The organism is Paenibacillus andongensis, assembly GCF_025369935.1.
GTDB classification, from domain to species: domain Bacteria; phylum Bacillota; class Bacilli; order Paenibacillales; family NBRC-103111; genus Paenibacillus_E; species Paenibacillus_E andongensis.
The window spans coordinates 3,377,631-3,399,213 of record NZ_CP104467.1 but is presented as its reverse complement, the minus strand read 5'-3'; the positions used below and the strand labels follow the sequence as shown (position 1 = coordinate 3,399,213).

At 44.4% G+C, this 21,583-nt stretch carries 17 protein-coding genes and 1 other annotated feature; of the genes, 5 read left to right on the top strand and 12 right to left on the bottom strand.

The window, feature by feature from the left end; genetic code table 11:
* Nucleotides 1–27 precede the first annotated feature (27 nt).
* On the bottom strand, nucleotides 28–1,995 hold the full coding sequence (locus tag NYR53_RS14935; protein ID WP_261305885.1) for a sensor domain-containing diguanylate cyclase: 1,968 nt from the start codon (nucleotides 1,993–1,995) through the stop codon (nucleotides 28–30).
* A 374-nt stretch (nucleotides 1,996–2,369) separates the two neighbouring features.
* Between NYR53_RS14935 and rpsD the strand changes: the two genes are divergently transcribed.
* Nucleotides 2,370–2,969: a 30S ribosomal protein S4 gene (gene rpsD / locus NYR53_RS14930; protein WP_047672586.1), complete on the top strand. Its 600-nt coding sequence runs from the start codon at nucleotides 2,370–2,372 to the stop codon at nucleotides 2,967–2,969.
* A gap of 46 nt (nucleotides 2,970–3,015) precedes the next feature.
* On the opposite strand, the gene tyrS is transcribed toward rpsD, so the two are convergent.
* Nucleotides 3,016–4,275, bottom strand: coding sequence for a tyrosine--tRNA ligase (tyrS, locus tag NYR53_RS14925; protein WP_261305884.1), 1,260 nt, complete (start codon nucleotides 4,273–4,275; stop codon nucleotides 3,016–3,018).
* A gap of 52 nt (nucleotides 4,276–4,327) precedes the next feature.
* Nucleotides 4,328–4,605, bottom strand: a binding site (T-box leader).
* A gap of 128 nt (nucleotides 4,606–4,733) precedes the next feature.
* Here tyrS and NYR53_RS14920 point away from each other — a divergent pair.
* Nucleotides 4,734–7,880, top strand: coding sequence for a transglycosylase domain-containing protein (locus tag NYR53_RS14920; protein ID WP_261305883.1), 3,147 nt, complete (start codon nucleotides 4,734–4,736; stop codon nucleotides 7,878–7,880).
* A 114-nt stretch (nucleotides 7,881–7,994) separates the two neighbouring features.
* Here NYR53_RS14920 and acsA read toward each other — a convergent pair whose 3' ends face one another.
* Nucleotides 7,995–9,719 carry an acetate--CoA ligase gene (gene acsA, locus NYR53_RS14915; RefSeq protein WP_261305882.1) on the bottom strand — a complete coding sequence of 575 codons (1,725 nt, stop codon included), beginning with the start codon at nucleotides 9,717–9,719 and terminating at the stop codon, nucleotides 7,995–7,997.
* Nucleotides 9,720–9,948: 229 nt separating this feature from the next.
* Between acsA and NYR53_RS14910 the strand changes: the two genes are divergently transcribed.
* Nucleotides 9,949–10,587: a GNAT family N-acetyltransferase gene (locus NYR53_RS14910; RefSeq protein WP_261305881.1), complete on the top strand. Its 639-nt coding sequence runs from the start codon at nucleotides 9,949–9,951 to the stop codon at nucleotides 10,585–10,587.
* Between the two features lie 69 nt (nucleotides 10,588–10,656).
* Nucleotides 10,657–11,841: an acetoin utilization protein AcuC gene (locus NYR53_RS14905; RefSeq protein ID WP_261305880.1), complete on the top strand. Its 1,185-nt coding sequence runs from the start codon at nucleotides 10,657–10,659 to the stop codon at nucleotides 11,839–11,841.
* Between the two features lie 51 nt (nucleotides 11,842–11,892).
* Here NYR53_RS14905 and NYR53_RS14900 read toward each other — a convergent pair whose 3' ends face one another.
* The 7 genes from NYR53_RS14900 to NYR53_RS14870 form a co-directional block, all read right to left on the bottom strand.
* Nucleotides 11,893–12,594, bottom strand: a complete 702-nt coding sequence (locus tag NYR53_RS14900) for a 5'-methylthioadenosine/adenosylhomocysteine nucleosidase (protein ID WP_261305879.1) — start codon at nucleotides 12,592–12,594, stop codon at nucleotides 11,893–11,895.
* An 88-nt stretch (nucleotides 12,595–12,682) separates the two neighbouring features.
* Entirely contained in the window at nucleotides 12,683–13,687 is a 1,005-nt protein-coding gene (gene ccpA / locus NYR53_RS14895; RefSeq protein WP_261305878.1) for a catabolite control protein A, read from the bottom strand.
* 179 nt (nucleotides 13,688–13,866) lie between these two features.
* Nucleotides 13,867–14,274, bottom strand: coding sequence for a hypothetical protein (locus tag NYR53_RS14890; RefSeq protein WP_029195585.1), 408 nt, complete (start codon nucleotides 14,272–14,274; stop codon nucleotides 13,867–13,869).
* 126 nt (nucleotides 14,275–14,400) lie between these two features.
* Nucleotides 14,401–14,943, bottom strand: coding sequence for a type 1 glutamine amidotransferase domain-containing protein (locus NYR53_RS14885; protein ID WP_261305877.1), 543 nt, complete (start codon nucleotides 14,941–14,943; stop codon nucleotides 14,401–14,403).
* Between the two features lies 1 nt (nucleotide 14,944).
* Nucleotides 14,945–16,684 (bottom strand): phosphoenolpyruvate--protein phosphotransferase, encoded by a 1,740-nt coding sequence (ptsP, locus tag NYR53_RS14880; RefSeq protein ID WP_261305876.1) that lies wholly within the window; start codon nucleotides 16,682–16,684, stop codon nucleotides 14,945–14,947.
* Nucleotides 16,681–18,570, bottom strand: coding sequence for a glucose PTS transporter subunit IIA (locus NYR53_RS14875; protein ID WP_261305875.1), 1,890 nt, complete (start codon nucleotides 18,568–18,570; stop codon nucleotides 16,681–16,683). The genes ptsP and NYR53_RS14875 overlap by 4 nt, the downstream gene beginning before the upstream one ends.
* A 198-nt stretch (nucleotides 18,571–18,768) precedes the next feature.
* Nucleotides 18,769–19,494 (bottom strand): hypothetical protein, encoded by a 726-nt coding sequence (locus NYR53_RS14870; protein WP_261305874.1) that lies wholly within the window; start codon nucleotides 19,492–19,494, stop codon nucleotides 18,769–18,771.
* A 183-nt stretch (nucleotides 19,495–19,677) separates the two neighbouring features.
* Between NYR53_RS14870 and NYR53_RS14865 the strand changes: the two genes are divergently transcribed.
* On the top strand, nucleotides 19,678–20,244 hold the full coding sequence (locus NYR53_RS14865) for an NAD(P)/FAD-dependent oxidoreductase (protein ID WP_261305873.1): 567 nt from the start codon (nucleotides 19,678–19,680) through the stop codon (nucleotides 20,242–20,244).
* Between the two features lie 76 nt (nucleotides 20,245–20,320).
* Here NYR53_RS14865 and NYR53_RS14860 read toward each other — a convergent pair whose 3' ends face one another.
* The gene (locus tag NYR53_RS14860; protein ID WP_261305872.1) at nucleotides 20,321–20,749 is read right to left on the bottom strand and encodes a CoA-binding protein; all 429 of its coding nucleotides are present in this window, start codon (nucleotides 20,747–20,749) and stop codon (nucleotides 20,321–20,323) included.
* Nucleotides 20,750–20,760: 11 nt separating this feature from the next.
* Entirely contained in the window at nucleotides 20,761–21,579 is an 819-nt protein-coding gene (locus NYR53_RS14855) for a C39 family peptidase (protein WP_261305871.1), read from the bottom strand.
* Nucleotides 21,580–21,583: the final 4 nt, after the last annotated feature.

Here is a 21,583-nt window from a genome sequence, read left to right as displayed (position 1 = left end):
CACCTGTCCTTAGACAAGTGCTTTTTACTAACCGATTCGAATTTGGTTACGACCGTTATTTTTCGCTTGATAGAGAGCCATATCTGCCCTATAGAACAGTGATTCTACACTAATCTTATCTTCTTCCCAATTCCAATCCGAAACACCACAGGAAACGGTTACTTGCGGATTAGTCTCCTCAAGAACACGAACACGAATACGTTCAGCAATTCGAATCGTTTGAGCCTTGGCAACTTGAGGTAAATAGACCGCTAGCTCTTCCCCGCCCCACCTTGCTGCGATATCACTATCCCTAATACTAGTTTTAATAATTTGACTTACCTGGATCAAGATTTTATCGCCCACCTGATGACCGTAAGTATCATTAACTTGTTTGAAATTGTCAATATCAACTACGATGAGTGAACCGCAAAAATCCTTCTTTTGCATCGAATTAGCCTGTTCATCCAAATAATGACGTACATAAAGTCCTGTCAAATTGTCTGTAATAACCATCCGTTTCACTTCAGCATGCAGGGAAGCATTCGTCATGGCAAGGCCGATATGCCCCGAAAGAACCTGCAGCAATTTGTAGTTATCGTAGGAAAAAAAATTGGGCTTGCTATGCACGACTAGAATAACGCCCTCAACTTGTCCATTCACGAGAATCGGCGAACCAATAAGCGAGCGGGAGTTCGTTAACTTCATCAGCTTTGACTCGATCTTGTCATTGCTCCAATAGTCCGAAATAATAATCGGTTCTTTGGAGGTATAGACTACGCCAGAAAAGCCTTGACCTATGGTAAAGGTCTCATGAAACATCGCAGGCAAATTAGTTGCTTGTACGATTAAATTCTCACTATTTTTATCCGCTTGCAGAATACAACTATAATCCGCTCCGAAAATACTTAAAATCTCGCTCGATGCTGAATTAAAGATTTCATTTAAACGTAAGCTCTGATTTAACTGCTTGGTGATTTCATTAATAAGTCGAAGCTCGTTAATCATTAAATTGGATTGTTCATACAACTTAGCGTTTTCAAAAGCAGACCCCGCTGTATCTGCAAGCAACGATATGAATTGCAAATCCGAAGCGTGAATCAACTCTCTATTAAACGTCATATATAAAACACCATATACACCCTGCTTGCCTGATAATGGAGCAGCTATATGACCTGATCTTGGACCACTGCTTTCGGATGAAGGTTCAAATATAACATGTCCTTCCATGAAAGCCCGTGTTCGTATGTCATCCTCTGTACTTTGGAAATTCAAAGGCTTCACGGATAGATTCGTAGAGTCATTATCTTGTGAAAGCAATAAATCTACTTGTATATTGGGGTAAACGCTATGCATGCACGCAATGACTTCAGTCAATACCGAATCGACATCAATTTTGGCGTATAGCTTCTTAGAAGCCTCAAATAATATATCATGCTTCTTAAACTCAAGTTCCCTATTCAGATGCTGCATAAATAAATGGTCGTACTTACGACGATCCGCCACGCTTTGCACACTGCCTTGGAACGAAAGTGAAAGGATATAAAATAATTGTGTAAGTTCGTCTACTTCTTCAAGTGTATGGGAAAATAGTCCCAAATATACAATTGGATTCCCTAGTGGATCTAGGACTGGAATCGAAGCAGCCATAACTGACTTCAGTTCTTTTGCGCTCATTTCTTCGCTTGTCATTATATGCATTTTGGGATTCGCAGCACATCGTGCAAGTGGATTGTCATTGCGTTCGACTTCGCTCCATGATGCTCCTACCTGCAGCAAAGCATCAGTTAGAAGTGTATCATTGGAGCAAGCATTAACCACTTTAAGATCCGTATTTACGCATAACAGTGCGGTTTGAGGCGGTAGCATCGCTTGCCCGAATTGGTGAATCCATTCATCAAAAGCATCTAGTACTACCTGATGACAATTAGATTCCCAATAGGAAAAGCTGCTAGAAAGAACAAGTCCTTGCCGAAGAAACTCTTCGAAGTGTTCTGCACGACTATGTTGTTTCATACTACGAAGTGATTCACTCATAGGCTCTCCTTCACCAACAAACTGTAGTCCTATTGATCCAGGCTAAATCTTACCTCATATATCATACTATTTTTCTGTGCTTATTGCACTGATATTTTAGAATCACTTTAAAGGATTGAGACTTGACACACGGACCTGTTTTTAATAAAATTAGAAGTCGAGTAACAACATGATTTCGGTGAATGCCATTTGTGATCACCCTCACTGCTTTTGCTCCTGCCAAGACAGCGGCTGAACTACTCTTGTCAGGGAATCACAGTATGATTCGCAAGCAAAACCAGGCACTTGTCTTCACCCTGACATCTAGATGCTATCTACTAAACTAATTGTTGAAAAGAAGGAGTTTTTCCTAAATGTCACGTTATACAGGACCTAAATTTAAATTAAGCCGTCGTGTTGGTATTTCTTTGAGTGGTAACGGTAAAGACTTGAAACGCCCATTCCCTCCAGGTCAACATGGCCCAGGACAACGTAAAAAAATGAGCGGCTATGGCGTTCAATTAAATGAAAAACAAAAGCTTCGTCACATGTACGGTTTGAACGAGAAGCAATTCCGCAACTTGTTCGATAAAGCTTCCAAACTTAAAGGTATTGCCGGTGAGAACTTCATGGTCTTGCTTGAAAGCCGTTTGGACAACCTGGTTTACCGTCTTGGTCTTTCCAACTCCCGCGCAGGCGCGCGTCAACTAGTTGCTCACGGTCACGTAACTGTGAACGGCAAAAAAGTAGATATCGCTTCTTACATCGTATCTACAGGCGACGTTATTGCTCTTCGTGAAAGAAGCAAAGGTCTTTCCGCAGTGAAAGAAGCTCTTGCTAACCGTAACTACCTGCCAACTTACCTTGAGTTCAACGACGCAAGCGTAGAAGGCAAGTACATCCGTTTGCCAGAACGTTCTGAGCTTCCACAAGAAATTGACGAGAAACAAATCGTCGAGTTCTACAGCCGTTAATAAAAGCAAGCCCCTCAGGGATTTCCCTGAGGGGCTTATTTTTATATTAAGCAAACTGTACTAGGTAGTAATTCTTTTTACCGCGGCGAATAATAATGTAAGATTCTCCGAGCCTGCCCAAATCTCTGGCAACTGCATCGAATTGCGTCACTTTCACACCGTTGACCGTGACTGCCCCGCTTTCAATATCTTGACGCGCTTGACGTTTGGACGGTGCCGCTCCTACGGAAATCAGTAAATCAACCAATGCAATATTATCTTGGTCAATGGTTGTAGATGGAACATCTTTGAACGCTTCTTCAATCTCCGTACGAGAAAGCTCCTGAATATTACCGCTGAATAAAGCTGTTGTAATGTTAAGAGCACTTTCTAACGCGTCTCCACCGTGTACAAGCTTCGTAACTTCGCGGGCAAGTAATTTCTGAGCTTCTCTCTTCTCAGGCTGAGCCTGTACTTCTTCTTCAAGACGTTCGATTTCCTCATGCGAAACGAAAGTAAAATATTTCAGGAAACGGATGACATCATTATCGGCTGTGCCCAACCAAAATTGGTAGAACTGGTAAGGAGATGTTTTGGTTGCATCCAACCAAATGGCTCCGCCTTCTGTTTTTCCGAACTTTTGCCCATCACTCTTTGTCACAAGCGGTAATGTTACGCCGTAAGCACGGTTTTCTGTGGACTTGCCAATTAGCTCAAGACCAGCCGTAATATTACCCCATTGGTCACTTCCACCAATTTGTACAGAGCAATTTTTCGTTTCATTGAGCTTCAGGAAATCGTAAGATTGCAGAATCATGTAGCTGAACTCTGTGAAAGAAATCCCTTTGGAAATCCGTGAATCAACAGAATCCTTTGCCAACATGTAATTAACGGTAAAATTTTTGCCTACATCACGAAGAAATTCGATGACGTTCAGCGATCCTAGCCAATCGTAATTGTTGACAAGCTCTGCACTATTTTCAATCTCAGTGGAGAAATCGAGAAAGCGAGATAACTGATTTTTAATGCTTTGTGACCATGCCTCGACAACTTCTGGCCCGTTGAGTGTGCGCTCATTGGCTTTTCCGCTTGGATCACCAATCAGACCAGTTCCTCCGCCAACAAGTGCCAAAGGAACATGACCAGCGAGCTGAAAGCGTCTCAGCGTTAAAATAGGCAGCAAACTACCGATATGCAAGCTGTCCGCAGTCGGGTCAAAGCCGCAATAAAGCGTAACACGCTCCTCGTTAAGCTTTTTATCTAAGCCCTCTCGATCTGTAATTTGATGAAGCAGCCCGCGAAACTCCAAATCCTTCAAAATATCCATGTTCATCCATCTCCTTTTATCCTTAAAATACAAAAAAAAGCCTTCTTATCCACAAAGGGACGAGAAGACTTGACTCGCGGTACCACCCTAATTAAAACAGTAGTTACGTACATCTATAACAGGTGTTATGTGCACGGCTAGCTATTTTCACTCAAGAACCTTTAACGGGGTTAAATCGGCAAATACTACTTGTGCAGCTGAAGTTGCTGCAGGTTCCCATTCACTGCTCAAGACCGTAATTCACTAACCTGCAGGTACCGGTTCGCACCCTCCACCGGCTCTCTGAAAGCATCCACAAGCTACCTACTGCTGATCTTTCTACGCATTTGATAAAAATTTATCACATGTTTCTAGCTGTTGTCAAACCATGTCGGCATCGTTTCTTCGCTTCATCATTACCGCATAAGGTGCAATTATGGTATACTATTAGGGTTCATGTAAGGAGGATATTGGAACTTATGCGCAATTTTTTCGCTAAATGGAATCGCCCTTGGGTGAGAACAACATTCAAAGTAACTTGGATTACCTTAAAATGGACCATCATTTGTGCTTTTTTGGCCGGAATTGTCGGTGGATCCGCGGCATTCGGGTATGTGAGTGCCCTAGTCAAAAAAGATCCTGTACGCACCGAAGAATCCATACGCCAGCAGATGCAGGAAAATGCAGTCACAGGCTTTGCCTACTTTAATGATGATACCGTCATAGGGCAATTGCGAACGGAAGAAGACCGTCGTCTCGCTCAGCTAGATGACATTCCGCAGCTTCTACTAGACGCTGTCCTCGCCATTGAAGACAAAGACTTCTACAATCATCGCGGGATCGATATCCGCGGACTTTATCGCGCAGTAACTCAGAAACTGCTGAACGAGGAAGTTCAAACAGGTGGCAGTACGATTACGCAACAGCTTGCCAGACGGGTATTTCTTACACTAGACCGCGATGATGGCCGTAAAGCAAGAGAGCTGCTGCTCGCACTGCGGATGGAGCGCCTAATGTCCAAGGATGAAATTTTGCTCGCTTATTTGAACAAAATTCCTTATGGCAATGGCGCGACAGGCTATAATCTATATGGGATTAAAGCAGCTGCCAAGGGTCTCTTCAACATCGACGATTTGGATAAGTTAAACGTTGCTCAAGCAGCTTACTTAGCTGGTCTGCCGCAATCCCCATCGCAGTACTCCGCATTCACGAGTAAGCCTGAGTTTGATGAAGATGGTTTTAAAAAAGCGGTTACGCGTGAACAATTAGTACTCAAACGGATGCTGGAAGAAAAGAAAATTACGAACGAGCAATACCAAGAAGCACTTAAGTTTGATCTCAAAGCTTCCATGCCCCCTGCGGCTCAGAAGGCTTATACGACTTATCCTTACCTAATGATTGAAACAGAAAAAGAAGCAGCCGAAATTCTGTTAAAGCTCCAGAAACCTGAACTTGATCCGAAGAAAAACCAAACCGCTTATAATGAAGCATTAAAAGGCATACATACTCAGCTCTTACGCGGCGGTTATCAAATCTATACAACCATTGATAAGACGATTTATGATTCCATGCATGAAATATCGAGTAACGATAAAAACTTCGCCCCTAATGATGATAAAAAAGGCATGGAACAAGTTGGGGCCATCATGATCGATTCCAAATCCGGAGCTATTAAAGGGATGATTGAGGGCCGCAATTTCTTCGAAGAGCAGCTCAATCACGCCACACAAGCATTCAGACAGCCGGGTTCAACAATGAAACCTATTGCCGCTTATATACCAGCCTTAGAAAAAGGAGCCATTCAACCGGCCAGTGTCGTGGATGATATTCCGATTATTCTAAAAGACGGGGTCAAAGGCTTCCATCTTCCTGAAAACTGGGATCATAAGTTTCACGGATTAATGACAGCAAGAAAGGCTCTAAACCAGTCTTACAACATCCCTGCCATTGATATATTTTTGAATAAAGTCGGGATTAATGAGGCATGGGACTTTGCCAAGAAACTCGGAATTACATCGATTCAAAAAGAAGATTACGCTGCGCAGACCGGTGTAATCGGCGGTTTAAGCAAAGGAACTTCAGTGAGGGAACTGACTGGCGCGTATGCTTCTATTCCGAATAAAGGCGTATTTAACGAAACGTTTATGATTCGCGAAATCAAAGATTCGAATGGCAAAACGATTTATACACATGATCAGAAGCCAACCCCTGTCTACTCTCCACAAAGTGCATATCTAATTACGGATATGATGAAAACGGTGATTAGCCAAGGTACAGCGACAGATTTAATGAAAAACTATAAATCATACGGCAAAATTGAGATTTCAGGCAAAACAGGCTCTACGCAGGACGATGCTGATGCTTGGTTTATGGGCTTTACCCCAGATATCACGGTTGGCGTATGGATCGGCTATGATCAACCGATTAATAAATTGTCATCGTCGACGAAATCATCGCAAGCGCATCAAACTTATCACGCCAAAGATATATGGGCACTCATCATGAACCGAACCATCGAACAAAAACCAGAGTTATTCCCTACCAAAACTTTTGCTAAACCGGATGGAATTGTCTCAGCAACCGTATCCAGCTTATCAGGTAAGCTGCCGAGCGAATTAACGACGAAATTCGATCTTTTGGTTACTGATCTTTTCAACAAGAAATACGTTCCAACTGAAGCCGACAATGTGATGGTTCGGATGAAAATCAGTTCATTTGGCGGACTAAATTACATGGCGCAAGACAATACGCCGGCAGATTTCGTGCAAGAGAAAACGGTTATTAAAAGACAAAAATCGATTAGTCAATTGCTTAAAGAAATCGAAGTAGCGATGAGTAAACTTCCCGAAAAAAGTCGTAAACCGATCGATAATTATAAGCCTATAGACTATGACGATGACGCACCTTCCGAGGTTGACCCTCGGGTTGATGACGGTAAAGAGCCTGCAGCACCAACGAACGTTGTAACAACGAAGTCCGGTGATACAGCAACCATTGCCTTCCAGGCAAGTCCGAATCCGGATATCGTCGGCTATCGCATATATCGTTCCGATAACCGCGGCAAGTTCCAGCTCATGGGCGGCAAAGTTGTCTTGGCAGGCGCTGAGACGAAATTCAGTGATCAAGTCCCCGGATCTAGCTTAATCGGTTATTATGTAACAGCAGTTGATGTGGCGGGGAAAGAATCGGCACCTAGCCGCTCCTCCTACACAGATGGAAGCTCGCTAGATTCTCTGTTCGTTCCTTCTGTCGATGGCAGTCAAGTTCCTGGAGCTACTCCCCCTCCATCAGGCTCAAATGGTGGAATCGGTGAACCCGCAGGAACCGACAACGGTCATAATGGAAATACAAAAGACCTACCTGCTTCACCAACAGGTATTAAAGCCAAAGCTGATGGTGCAGGTGTGATGTTAACCTGGAAAGCTAATGCAGCCAAGGATAAAGTAAAAAAGTATAACGTTTATTTTAGTGATAAAGAAAAAGGAACGTTTAAGAAGCTTGGTACTGTTGATGATGCGACCGAATTTCATTACTACGCAGCAGCTTACAACGGTTATTACAAAGTAACGGCAGTCAATGATGCAGGTGAATCTAAGCCATCGGCTGCTATCGCCTATAACAATTAAATCACGATGTAAACAGACCCGGATATCCGGGTCTGTTTTATTTCTAAAAGCGTATGCAAGTATTAAAAAGCCTCCCTCACACCAAGAAATCCAGTGCAAGGAAGGCTTTGCTTATTAGTCTTCGATCGTCGATAAGTCGCCAGTTGGCAAATTGAGCTCCCAAGCTTTAAGAACACGGCGCATAATTTTACCACTGCGTGTCTTAGGCAGCTTGTCTTTAAATTCAATTTCACGAGGAGCTGCATGGGCAGAAAGCCCTTCTTTAACAAACTTGGAAATGTCCGCTTTTAACTCATCAGATGGTGTGAAGCCTTCACGCAGAGCAATAAACGCTTTAATGATCTCTCCACGCATCGGGTCAGGCTTACCAATAACCCCAGCCTCTGCAACCGCAGGATGCTCAACGAGCTTACTCTCCACCTCGAAAGGACCTACCCGCTCGCCTGCTGTGTTAATCACGTCATCCACACGGCCTTGGAACCAGAAGTAACCTTCTTCATCCTGATAAGCCGAATCACCGGAAACGTACCAACCTGTCAAACGGAAATATTCTTCGTATTTCGATGGATTATTCCAAATTTTACGCATCATCGAAGGCCATGGCGTTTTGATAGCTAGGTTCCCCATCCGATTAGGAGGCAAAACGTTCCCAGCATCATCAATAATAGCCGCTTCGACACCCGGAATTGGACGCCCCATGGAACCAGGCTTAATCGTCATGGATGGATAGTTACAGATGAGTTGTCCACCTGTTTCTGTCATCCACCAAGTGTCATGTATACGTTGGTTATAAACTTTTAGCCCCCAACGTACAACTTCGGGATTTAACGGTTCACCTACGCTAAGTACGTGACGAAGCGAAGACAGATCAAACCCAGTAACCACATCATCACCGGCACCCATCAACATACGGAAAGCAGTTGGCGCACTGTACCAAACAGTTACTTTATATTTTTGAAGTGTATTATACCAATCTTGAGGACTGAAGCGACCACCGCGAATGACATTCGTTGCACCATTTAACCATGGAGCAAAGATGCCATAGGAGGTACCTGTTACCCAACCTGGATCCGCTGTACACCAGTAAATATCGTCCTCTTGAAGATCTAATACAATTTTACCCGTATAATAATGTTGAAGCATGGCGTTTTGTACGTGATAGACACCTTTCGGTTTACCCGTCGAACCAGACGTATAATGGATAATTAATCCATCTTCACGATCCAGCCATTCGATGTCAAGTTCGGTTGAAGCGCTTTCCATCTCTTTATAGAAATCAACTTGTCCTTCAGTTAGCTCCACATTGTCTCCAACGAGAATGACATGCTTCAAATGTGGAAGTTCATTATAAGGAACACGCGATAGTAAACTTGGCGTCGTAACGATCGCTACGGCTTCACTATCTTCCAGACGGTCTCTGACTGCTGTTTCCATGAAAGCCTCAAATAATGGCCCAACAACGGCACCTACTTTAAGTGTACCAAGCAACGAATAGTACAGTTCCGGTGTACGTGGCATGAAAATAAAGACGCGCTCGCCTTTGCCAACACCAAGTCCTCGAAGTACATTACCAAATTGATTAGATTTCGCTTTCATTTGTCCATAAGTGATTGCTTCTTCTCGCTGACTATCGCTGTAATAAAGAGCGATTTTATCCTTTTTGGATGAGTCGGCATGACGGTCAATCGCTTCATATGCCATGTTAACTTTACCTGTTTCATACCAGGAAAAGCTCTTCTCGATGTCTTTCCAGTCAAATGTCGCATGCGTCTGTTCATAATTGCTCATGTTAGGATTAGGGGATACAGCTTCAATGAGTTCAACTTTCATTTGATCCATGTACGTAAAACCCTCCTCACGATATTAATCGCTTTCACTTTCACTTTACTGATTTATTTAAGCAAAATGTGATCGATTTTTGACATATTCTATTATATCATACTAGGAAATATTCGCCTATGTTAAAAATTCGTCTTTTAATTCAACCTAAAGTTTGGTATAAGAATACTATGACCTAACGGAAAAGGAAACGTTCATCATGCTGTTTTTCAAAAGGAGAGCTAAGGTTATGCAGCATATCAAAATATACCACTCACACAGCCTGCGAGCAGCTCCTGATCAGCCCGAAATTATCATAGAAGGCCCTGTTTCAGCAGAAAGCTTGCAAGAGTTAACTATGCATACCAAATTAGATGCGTTCCGCAGACCTAAGGAACAGTTAGAGGCACTAGTCGAAATCGCACAGTTGCCCGAAGGACGTATCATTATAGCAAGAGAAGGTTCCACCATTGTCGGCTATGTCACCTTTCACTATCCAGACGAGATTGAGCGTTGGTCACAAGGTCATATGCAGGATTTAATTGAACTAGGCGCCATAGAAGTTGCAGACGACTACCGATCCATTGGTTTAGGGAAAAAGTTGATTCGACTCGCTTTTGAAGATGAGCAAATGGAGAATATCATTTGCTTCACCACGGAGTACTATTGGCATTGGGACTTGGAAACTAGCAAATTAACGGTCTGGGAATACCGTCAAATGATGGAGAAGCTGATGAAAAGTGTCGACATGATTTGGTTCGCTACGGACGACCCCGAAATATGCTCCCATCCAGCCAACTGTCTTATGGTAAGAATCGGTAAAAAGGTGCCGATCTCTTCCGTTGAGCAGTTTGATCGTATTCGTTTTCAGCAGCGTTTCATGTATTAATTTCTAAGTAATCGCAGGATTTCTAGGGCTTCAAGCGAAATTGTTAGTCCATTCGGGGGAATTAGGGATATGAACAAGAAGGCAAGTCCTGTCTTTATCTATGATGATCAAGAAATTCAATATAAATTTAATGAAAACCATCCATTCAATCAAGCTCGCCTTACGATGACGGTGGATCTGCTGCGAAAAGCCGGCGCGCTCCCTGACAGCGCGCTGTGGTCCCCTCGCTCCGCAACAGATAGCGAACTGCTGCGGGTTCATTCCCCCGCATACATGGAAGCGGTGAAAGCGCTTAGCTGTTCCGTGCCGGAGGAACGCTGGGTCCGGGAAGCATCGCGCTTCGGACTTGACACCGAGGATACGCCCTACTTCGCCGGGATGCATGATACCACGGCGAAGGTCGTAGGCGGTTCCATCACCGCTGTCGAGCTGGTGATGTCTGGTAAGGCTCCGCACGCCCTTCACCTGGGCGGCGGATTACACCACGCCCTGCAAAGCAAGGGCGCAGGCTTCTGCGTCTACAATGACGCGTCAGCGGCGATTGCGTACGCCAAAGAGATGTACGGCGCTAAGGTGCTGTACATCGACACAGATGTGCATCATGGGGATGGCGTGCAGTGGGCCTTCTACGCCGATCCTCAGGTATGCACACTTTCTATTCACGAAACGGGGAAATATCTATTCCCCGGCACGGGCGCCGTGAACGAACGCGGCGAAGGCGACGCGTTCGGCACGAACATTAACATACCGGTGGAGCCCTACACCGAGGATGAGTCCTGGCTGGAGTGCTTCGGCGAGGTGCTTACCGAGACGATTGCCCGCTTCCAGCCAGACGTCATTATCTCGCAGCATGGGTGCGATGCCCATGCTTTCGACCCACTCGCGCATGTCCATTGCTCCATGCGCGTGTACAAGGCTATGCCCGAGCTGATCCACTCCCTTGCGCACCAGTGGTGCGAAGGGCGCTGGATAGCGCTCGGAGGCGGCGGGTACGACATCTGGCGAGTCGTACCGCGGGCTTGGAGCCTGCTCTGGCTCGTCATGAGCGAGCAGGCGATCTTAGATCAGCTGGCGGCGCAGCCCCAGCTGAAGCTGCCACAGGCGTGGCTTGACGCCTGGCAGAGCAAGAGCCCGGTCCAGCTGGTGGATACGTGGCTGGACCCTGTAGAGGCTTGGGCGCCGATTCCGAGGCGCCAAGCGATTGCCGAGAAGAACCGGCAAACGAAGGAAATTGCTATGATGTATCTGAAGTAGAATAAAAGCTCAGAACCGCCATTTCGGCGACATTCTGAGCTCTTTTCATGTTTAGAGATGCTTCACGATATCCTCAACCATTTTGTACGAATTCTCCGATGCCTGAACCGTAAACTCGGCAAAGTTAACATGAGCTGACCCATCTGCTTTATCGGACATCGATCGCAGCACGACATAAGGAGTGGCATTCATCGAGCAAACCTGAGCAACCGAAGCTCCCTCCATTTCAACACAAACGCCGCCAAGCTCTTCGTACAAGCTGGCAACAACTTCCCGGCTTGCAATAAACTGGTCTCCAGAGAGTACTCTCCCCTTTTTAACCTTGCCTGCAAACAGCTTTTCACCAGAAGCAACAGCCAACTCAACAAGCTTGCTATCCGCTTCGAAGATGGATTTCGCTTCATAAGGGATGACGCCGCGAGAAAACCCAAGCGCAGTAACATCCATGTCATGCTGCATGCATTCACTCGATATCACAAGATCTCCGATATTCAGTTCTGGATCTAAGGCTCCCGCTACTCCCGTAAAAATAACAGCTTCGACGCCGAAGTTATCAATTAAAATTTGAGTTGTCACTGCCGCATTCACTTTCCCTACACCTGTCCGGCATACGACAACTTGCTTGTCATAATACGTACCTTCACGAAACGTAATACCAGCTTTGACCGTCTCACGTACATCGGTCATATGCGAAACGAGCAGCTCTATTTCTTCGTTCATCGCTCCGATAAGAGCAAGTTTATTCCATGTCATTTCATTATCCTCTTTCCCTTATCAACATGAGAAAACCTCTACCGAGATCATCCCCGAAGGAATGACCTCGCTTAGAGGTTTGATTTGATTAAGATTGTGTAACGGAGTTGCGATAAATAACTTCGTGCGGCAGGATAACCTGCATATGATCCGTTGACTCTTTATTCATCAACTTCGTTAGAAGACGCATCGACACGGCGCCGATATCATACATCGGTTGTGCTACTGTCGTTAGAGTCGGTCTAACCATGGAAGCCATGCGAATATTATCCACGCTAATGACGGCGATATCTTGCGGTACTCGGAGTCCATTGTCTTGAATCGTATGAATAGCACCAATCGCCATCTCGTCAGTTGCGGAAAAGATTGCCGTTGGTCTTGGTGAAAGCTCCAAGAAATAATTCACAGCGTCTACACTTGACTCGTAACGATAGTTCCCAATGCGAACATATTCATCACGCAGTGGAATACCTGCTGCATCCAATGCCTTTTTGTAACCTTGATAACGCGCAAATCCATTCGCTGGATCATGCAGAGTTCCGGATATCATGGCAATGTCACGGTGACCGGCTTCAATTAGCACATTCACAGCATCAAAAGCAGCTTTCTCGTGATCGATATCAACGGATGCCATTGCTTGGTTCTCATCCTTCGTGCCGCATAAAACGACTGGTACGGAAGACGTACGGAATGCCTGTGTATGTTCCTCTGTTACTACGCCACCCATAAAGAGCAATCCATCAACTTGCTTCTCAAGCAAGGTGTTAATAACACGAATTTCTTTTTCTTTCTTCTTGTCCGCATTACACAAAATGATATTGTAATGGTACATATTGGCAATATCCTCAATCCCACGTGCTACTTCAGCAAAAATGGAATTGGAAATATCGGGAATGACAACACCGACTGTCGTTGTCTTCTTACTCGCTAAACCTCTTGCTACCGCATTAGGGCGGTAACCAAGTCGTTCAATGGCTTCAAAAACCTTCTTACGTGTTTGTGGCTTAACGTTAGGATTGTTGTTTACAACCCTAGAAACGGTTGCCATCGAAACTCCTGCTTCTCTTGCTACATCATAAATGGTTACGGTCACGGTTACTCTCTCCATTTTCAAAAGTATTCTGCGATCCTAGTATATTATCGTTATGATACGACAAATTAATCCATCTTGCAATGTATATTGAAAATGCTTTGAAAATAATTTCAATGTTTTTCAAAAGATGTACACATTATGATAAAAGCCAACCCCCATTGGGATTGGCCACATACTGCTTATGTCGAAATTGCACTCTGTGTGATTTGCGATAACCGCTTGCGAATTTCTTCGGTCCATGGTTCATCACCCAGCGATTGTGCTAGCAATAGGATGTCCAAAAGTTCATTGATCCGTTCTTCAACGATCTTTTCCATGGAATCATTCATATGCTCTTTTTCAGTCACCTTCAGCAGTAAAAAAGCAACCTCCGAAAGTTCATGAAAAAAGAGCTGCTGCTTCTCAGGCTTACTCCCCAGCCTACCGATTAAACCGGTAAGTTCGGGTTTGACATGAGGAACAACTTCACTGCGTCCACACGCTTCACATGAGTAAATAGGTACATTCTCAATGTCGACTTTGTTCTGATAAATAACCGTACGAAGACGAAGGTTCATCGTGCGTCCGCACTTACAATACTTTTGCATTCTAACACTCCTTCTACTTTGCGGGCGGCATGTACATGAGTTGCTTGTACTATGATATTCTACGATTTTAATCGATTTCCTGCCGAATGAAGAGTAGTAGTTTTTGCCACCTATGGTAGTGGAATGTTATTTTTCCTGTAGTTTATTAAATTGAATAAGTTCATCCACAAATCGCTTGGAAAATGCGGGAAGGTCTGGTGGGCGACGCCCAGAAATGATGTTGCGATCGACAACCACTTCTTCGTCCAACCAAGTTGCTCCCGCATTTTCGAGATCATCTCGAATGCCTGGCGTAGACGTCATCGTGTACCCCTTAACAATTTTCGCCGAAATCAGCACCCAACCTGCATGACAGATTTGAGCAATCGGTTTAACTGCTGCGTGAAACTCCTGCGTTAGACGAATTACGTCCGGATAACGACGAAGCTTATCAGGCGCCCATCCTCCTGGAACATATAGGCCAATGTAATCGGAAGACTTTACTTCACTGAAGGCATAGTCTGTCGTAATGGGTACACCATATTTACCATGATACAAGGTTCCTGCCTTAGGGCCGACAATATCCACTACGACCCCAGATTCACGCAAACGTAAAACGGGATACCACATTTCCAAGTCTTCAAACTCTTCATCAACAAAAGCTAACACTTTCGTTCCTGTCAATTCCATGCTAGTTTCCTCCTACTATGGATTCTGTTTGTTCGGTTTGAGCAAGCAGTTCTATGATTTCATCACTTGTTTTGCAAACTAGAATTTCATCGACTAACTGTTTGCACTTTTTAGCATCACTGCTTAATAAACGGTGTTTCACTTGTAAAAGTGTCTGCACGGAAATACTTAGTTCTTCTATTCCCAATCCCAACCAAATCGGAAGCGCTCGGATGTCACCCGCCATTTCACCACAAACGCCTACGGGAATTCCTACACTTTTGGCCGAGTCGATCACATGTTTGAGAAGCCTAATAACTGCCGGATGATAGGGATTATATAAATGCGCGATGTTTTCATTCATCCTGTCCACAGCTAATACATATTGAACAAGATCGTTCGTTCCAATGCTCATAAAATTCACTTCACTTGCAAGGACATCTGCAATGAGCGCTGCGGCGGGCACTTCAATCGTTAATCCAATTTCAATATTTGCATTATAGGGCAAGCCTTGTGCATGCAATTCCGCCTTAGCTTTCTCGAGAAGAGCCTTAGCCTGACGAACCTCATCCAAGGAAGTGACCATAGGATACATTATTTTCACGTTACCGTAGTGGCTGGCCCTGAGAATCGCTCTAAGCTGTGTCATAAATAGGTCCTTACGGTCTAGCGAAATACGAATCGCCCGATACCCCAGAAATGGGTTATCTTCTTTTGCAAGCGGCAAATAATCGAGCTTTTTATCTCCGCCAATATCGAGCGTTCGGATGACAATGGGACGACCTTTAAGCTGCCTAGCAGCATGACGATATACTTCGTACTGTTCGTCTTCGCTGGGCAGAGAATCGCGGTCCATGTAAAGATATTCCGTCCGGAACAAACCTACCCCTGAAGCCCCGTTACGTAAAACCTGATCGATTTCCAGCACGGAATTGATATTGGCATGTAAATTCACATAGCTCTTGTCCAACGTTACGGGAGCAACGTCAGCTATCTCTTGCAAGCTTTCTTTGAACTCGAGCCAATTCTTTTTGCGTGCTTGATACCGCTCAATCGTTATTTTATCAGGATTGATGTATAAGGTACCCTCTTGTCCATCAATAATTAGGAAATCGCCATTTTGAATGGGCCGCAGAAGCTTCCCTTCCAAACCCAGCACATATGGTACGGACATTGCCCTCGCCATAATGGATACGTGCGAATGCGTGCCACCGAGAATCGTAAGTAGTCCAAGCACATTAGCCGGATCCAAATGAGCCAATTGAGACGGTGTTAGCTCTTTGGCGACCAAAATGTAAGGATGATCGATCGGTGGTACCGCCCCGCTTGTATCGCCGAGCAAGTGCTTCAGAAGCCGGTTTCCGACATCTTTAATATCAAGCGCTCGTTCCTTCATATATTCGTCGTCAATGAGATTGAACATATCGACAAATTTATCGATAACTTCTTTCACAGCAACTTCTGCCGCCTTATACTGCAGTTCAATAATCCCTTGAATTTCGTTCATAAAAATGGGATCTTCCAAAATCGCCAAGTGTGCATCAAAAATATAGGCTTGATCTTGCCCAACTACATCCTTAATCTCTTGCTTAATGATTTCTAGCTCATCTTTGGAAGATCGAATACCATCATACAAACGTTCAAATTCATAAGACAAATCGGTGACATCAATCATTTTCTCAGGAAAATCCCACTCCCATGTAGGTATGACAAAAGCCTGACCCATTGCGATCCCTGAAGACGCTCCTATTCCTCTGATCATCCATTCGTCCCCCCCGTTTGTTTAGTAGGCTTTAGGACAACAGACATCACAGAACCTTGGCCTTTTTTGACAGCTTTAAATGGAGCAAAGCTCCAGGATTTAACAAGATCGGGATTCGTAATAATCATCGGTGTCGCCATCGATGAAGCGAATTTTTTAACTTTATTATAGTTAAACTTAACAAGCAGTTGCCCCGATTCCACGTGATCGCCTTCTTTTACTACTGCATTAAAACATTTACCCGGCAAACTAGACGTATCGATGCCAATGTGCAGCAGGACCTCCAAACCTTCTTCGGTCTGGATGCCAAGGGCGTGCATCGTCGGATAAATGTGCATAATGGTCCCGGCAACAGGAGAAACCAGTTCTCCTTTCTCGGGAATAAAAGCAACGCCGTTTCCTACCAAACGCGAAGCAAAGATACGATCAGGTACTTCTTCAATCGGGATCATGCGTCCTTGCATTGGCGATGTAAATAACACTACATGAATATCTTTGCGCAATACTTTCATAATCTCTTCACGAATTAGCTCTGAGAATGTTCCGAACACGACCTGAACATTGCCTCCTCCAAGACGGATGACGCCTGCTGCTCCTAAGTGTCGTAATGCCGTGATGTCCATCAAACGATCATTGACAAGTGTAAGACGCAATCTGGTAATGCAGGCTTCAATCTTCTTAATATTGTCTTTCCCACCGAGTGCTTGCAAAATAAGTGGAGATCGATATGGAATATCGCCTGCCCACTCTTCAAGTGAAGATCCTTCTTCTCTACCTGGCGTAGGAATCTGGAACCGCCTTATGGCCCAGCGGAACAAGAAATAGTAGAGAAGCCCATAAACGATACCGATCGGTATCAGCAGTAAACCGTTATGCGATAGGTGCAAATTAATGACGTAGTCGATGGCACCGGCCGAATACGAAAAACCGTGGTGAATATTCAATTCATAAGCCAACCACATGGCCGCTCCAGACAAAATCGCATGAATAACAAATAAATACGGAGCTACAAAGAGAAACGCAAATTCAATAGGCTCAGTGACGCCGGTTAAAAAAGAAGCTAGCGCTGCCGTCAAGAATGTGGCCCTAATCTTCGGCTTCAAATCTTCCCGCGCTTCCCCAATAATTGCAAAAGCGATTGCTGGGAGGGCAAACATCATAATGGGATATAATCCGGCCATATACAAACCAGCTGTCGGATCCCCGGCAAAATACCTAGGCAAATCCCCATAAGCCATATGCCCCGTTGGTGTCTGATAAGCACCTACTTGAAACCAGAAAAAGTTATTCAAAATATGATGCAAACCCGACGGTACCAGAAGACGATGCGCGATACCATAAACAAAAGCGCCTATACCGCCTAATCCAAGCAGCCAGTTGGAGAGCTTGCCCATCCCCATTTCTAAGTAGGGGCCAATAATGATCATAATATAAGACACTACCAGCGTAGATAGCCCCATAATAAGCGGAACTATACGGGGGCCACCGAAAAATTGTATGTATTCCGGGAGCTTAATCTCTTTACAGCGATGATAAATAATAGCAGCCAGTAATCCAATTAATATCCCACCTGGCACGCCCAGTTGAAATTGAGTCCCCAGCTCATGTTCAATTAGTCTTGTGAACATAAAATAGCCCAGCATGGCTGATAAACCAGCAATCCCAGCGCTCTCTGTAAGGCCTAGCGCAACACCAACTGCGAATATGATCGGTATATAATCGAAGACCGTATTCCCAGCCAACAGCAGCATATCCCCTAAGCTAGATGCATGAATGACATCCCAAGGTAGATCCCCTAGACGAAGCAACACAGCAGCGATAGGAAGCGCAATGGTAGGCAGCATTAATGAGCGGCCAAGCTGTTGTAAGTTCCCCATCCAGTTCAAACGTATGCTACCTCCTAAGCGTTTTGCTTTAGCAAAACTGACATCGTAAGCATAAGCTTAGCGTTTTCGAAGAAAACTTGCATCGTAAGCATAAGCCCTCTCTTATCAAATCGTAAAGCTTGTTAGCCTGTTTGTCAAAACAAAATAAGCAGGTCGGCGTTCGACCTGCTCCTAAACTCATTCAAAACAGTTCCCCTATTAAAACGAGGAATTGTATCCGGATTGTTGCCCCAGGGTTGGATTATTAAATCCGGAATTAAATGATTGAAGGGGCTGTTGTGGAAAGCTTTGTTGCATGCTTTGTTGTGATCCAAAGCCTGTTTGGAAGGATTGTTGAGAAGGCATTGAGGAATCACTACGCTTATACGCATCATGTCCAGGTTGATTCCCACGATAATTCGCTGTGTGGAAAGCATTTGGTGAAACATATGCCTGTTCATACGGTTGTTGATTTGACTGCATAGAACTGCCGTACTGATTAGAAACAAAGGGTTGCTGTTGTTGAGAGGAGGAATAACCATATTGTTGGGATTGGTTAGATCCAAATTGGTTGTTCATTGGGATATAAGATGAATATCCGCTTTGGACGCTGGACTGCTGCTGTTGCCAAGATGGCGACGAAGAATCGCCACGTTTGTATGCATCATGGCCTGGTTGATTTCCACGATAATTCGCGGTGTGAAAAGATTCTTGAGAAGTGGCTTGAGCTGCTTGAGTATTCATTTGATTGAATCCTTGATTAAATCCTTGGTTGTATCCTTGGTTGGTTTGACCAGCGTTAGATTGATTATAGAAAGATTGTACAGCCCCAATAGGCTGGTACTGTTTTTGGTAACCTTGATATTGCGCATTATTCCCCTGAAAACCTTGTGAAGATTGATAACCCTGGGAAGCATTCCCAAAGTTGCTGTTACTGTTGTACATGTGTAAATCCTCCTCGGACTCTCATATTTTGGACACCTTTTTTGGGGCCTTTTTTATTCTCTCCGCTTGTTGATTTTTTATTAATGGAAGCCATTGGGTTGGTCTTTAGAAAATTGACTATGAATTACCCGCTATGCCATAATTCTTTTGTACCCCATTCTCTTTGTAGGAGGAGTTACCGTAATGACATACGACGTAATTATTATTGGAGCAGGCCCAGCAGGATCTAGTGCAGCCCTATTCACAGCAAAAGCAGGTAAAAAGACGCTTGTCATTGACAACAATCAAAGTGTCACTAAACGAGCGTGGGTCGAGAATCATTATGGCGTAGAAGCGATAGCAGGGCCTGATTTAGTCGAAATCGGGAAGAAACAAGCTGCTAAATTCGGAACTGAATTCGTACAAGGCAAGGCGGAGCAATTGACAAAAACCGAAGAAGGTTTCCAAGTAACGACGGACAACGAAGCTTACGAAGGAAAACATGTTATTCTCGCAACAGGACTGTCCGTTGAGCTTGCAGAAGCTTCAGGCATTCAGACGAGGCCTGGAACAGAACCACGCATCAAAACAGTCGTTGATGCAGATGCGCAAGGCAACACCAGCATTAAAGGTGTATGGGCAGCAGGTACTACAGCAGGAGTTAGTATGCACACAATTGTTACGGCCGGTGATGGTGCTAAAGTAGCAATTAATGTGATTAGTGAATTAAATGGTGAACGTTACGTCGACCATGATATATTAAAAGCATAGTTCCGAACATACATAAAACCGCTTCTCCCTTACCTATTTGGCAAGAGAAAAGCGGTTTTTAGTTTTGTCCATAATATTAGTTATTTCGAGGATTTAGAATCGCATCTTCCACTTTAATGCAGCGGTCCATAACGACTTCTAACCCGGCTTCGCTGGCAATACGTGCAGCTTCTTCATTCACAATATCGAGCTGTAGCCAGAAAACCTTTGCATTAATTTTGACGGCTTCTTCAGCGACAGGAACCACTTGATCAGCACGGCGAAACACATTGACGATATCCACGGTTTCAGGAATATCAGATAAAGAAGCGTAGCATTTCTCGCCTAGTATTTCAGTGGCGTTCGGATTGACAGGAATGATCCGGTACCCCCTGCTTTGCATAGCCGCGGAAACCATATAAGATGTACGATCTGGTTTATCAGACAAACCTACTACGGCAATATTTCCTGCACTCGCTAGGATTTCCTTGATGTGCTCTCTTGACGGATTTTCAAATGTCGTCATCTGTTTCCCTCCTATTTTTTCAGGTACGTGAGACCTTGTTTTCCCATTGCGGTCCAACTGTCGATAAACTGATTTTTGTTTACCTGCACTTGCTTTTTTCCGCTTAATGGATCATTCAAGTATACATTATTCTCATCATATCCTACCAATAATACAGCATGCTCAGCATATGTCGTCTTGATAGGTCCCTTAGGTGTATCCCAAGTTACCCATTTGTAAGGGTTGTTGAAATCGATTGTGGTCCAAATAATAACCGGAATATCATTCGCAATCTGCTGTTCATACAATTCGAAGGACTCACCCGTAATGTCGATGGCTTGAGGGATATACGATTTCAACAGTGGAAATAGACCGGCATGATAGATGCCAAAACCTCTCTGCTTCCGAGTGACATCGCCTACGAAACCTGTGTTCGGATTTCCCCAGTAAGCAATTGAGCCGTCTGCATTTATAGTAGCTGGTGTGTCATCCTTGGGCATTTCTGCAGCAAGTTCCATTTTACTTTTTGTAATTCCATGATACTGCAGCATCATCGTTAAACTTGTTATTTCACAACCTGCTGGCAGTTCTGGTAGTTGAGCAAAGACAGGCGCATCAATCATTGCTGATTTTTTCATCTGGATAGCCGGCGACGGAGAAGCAACCTCATTGACTTTCACGGATGCTGTTGGCTTAGCGGCAAGTATCGCAGGACTGGACGCAAATAACGCTGGTTCTTTACCAGTCGCTTTAGCATACAGCAATACGGCAAATACACTGCTAGCAAACACAAGTCCAACAACGAGGAAGAAACCGAACGTCACCTTTAACCCCTGCCAAATAATCGTCATGCTG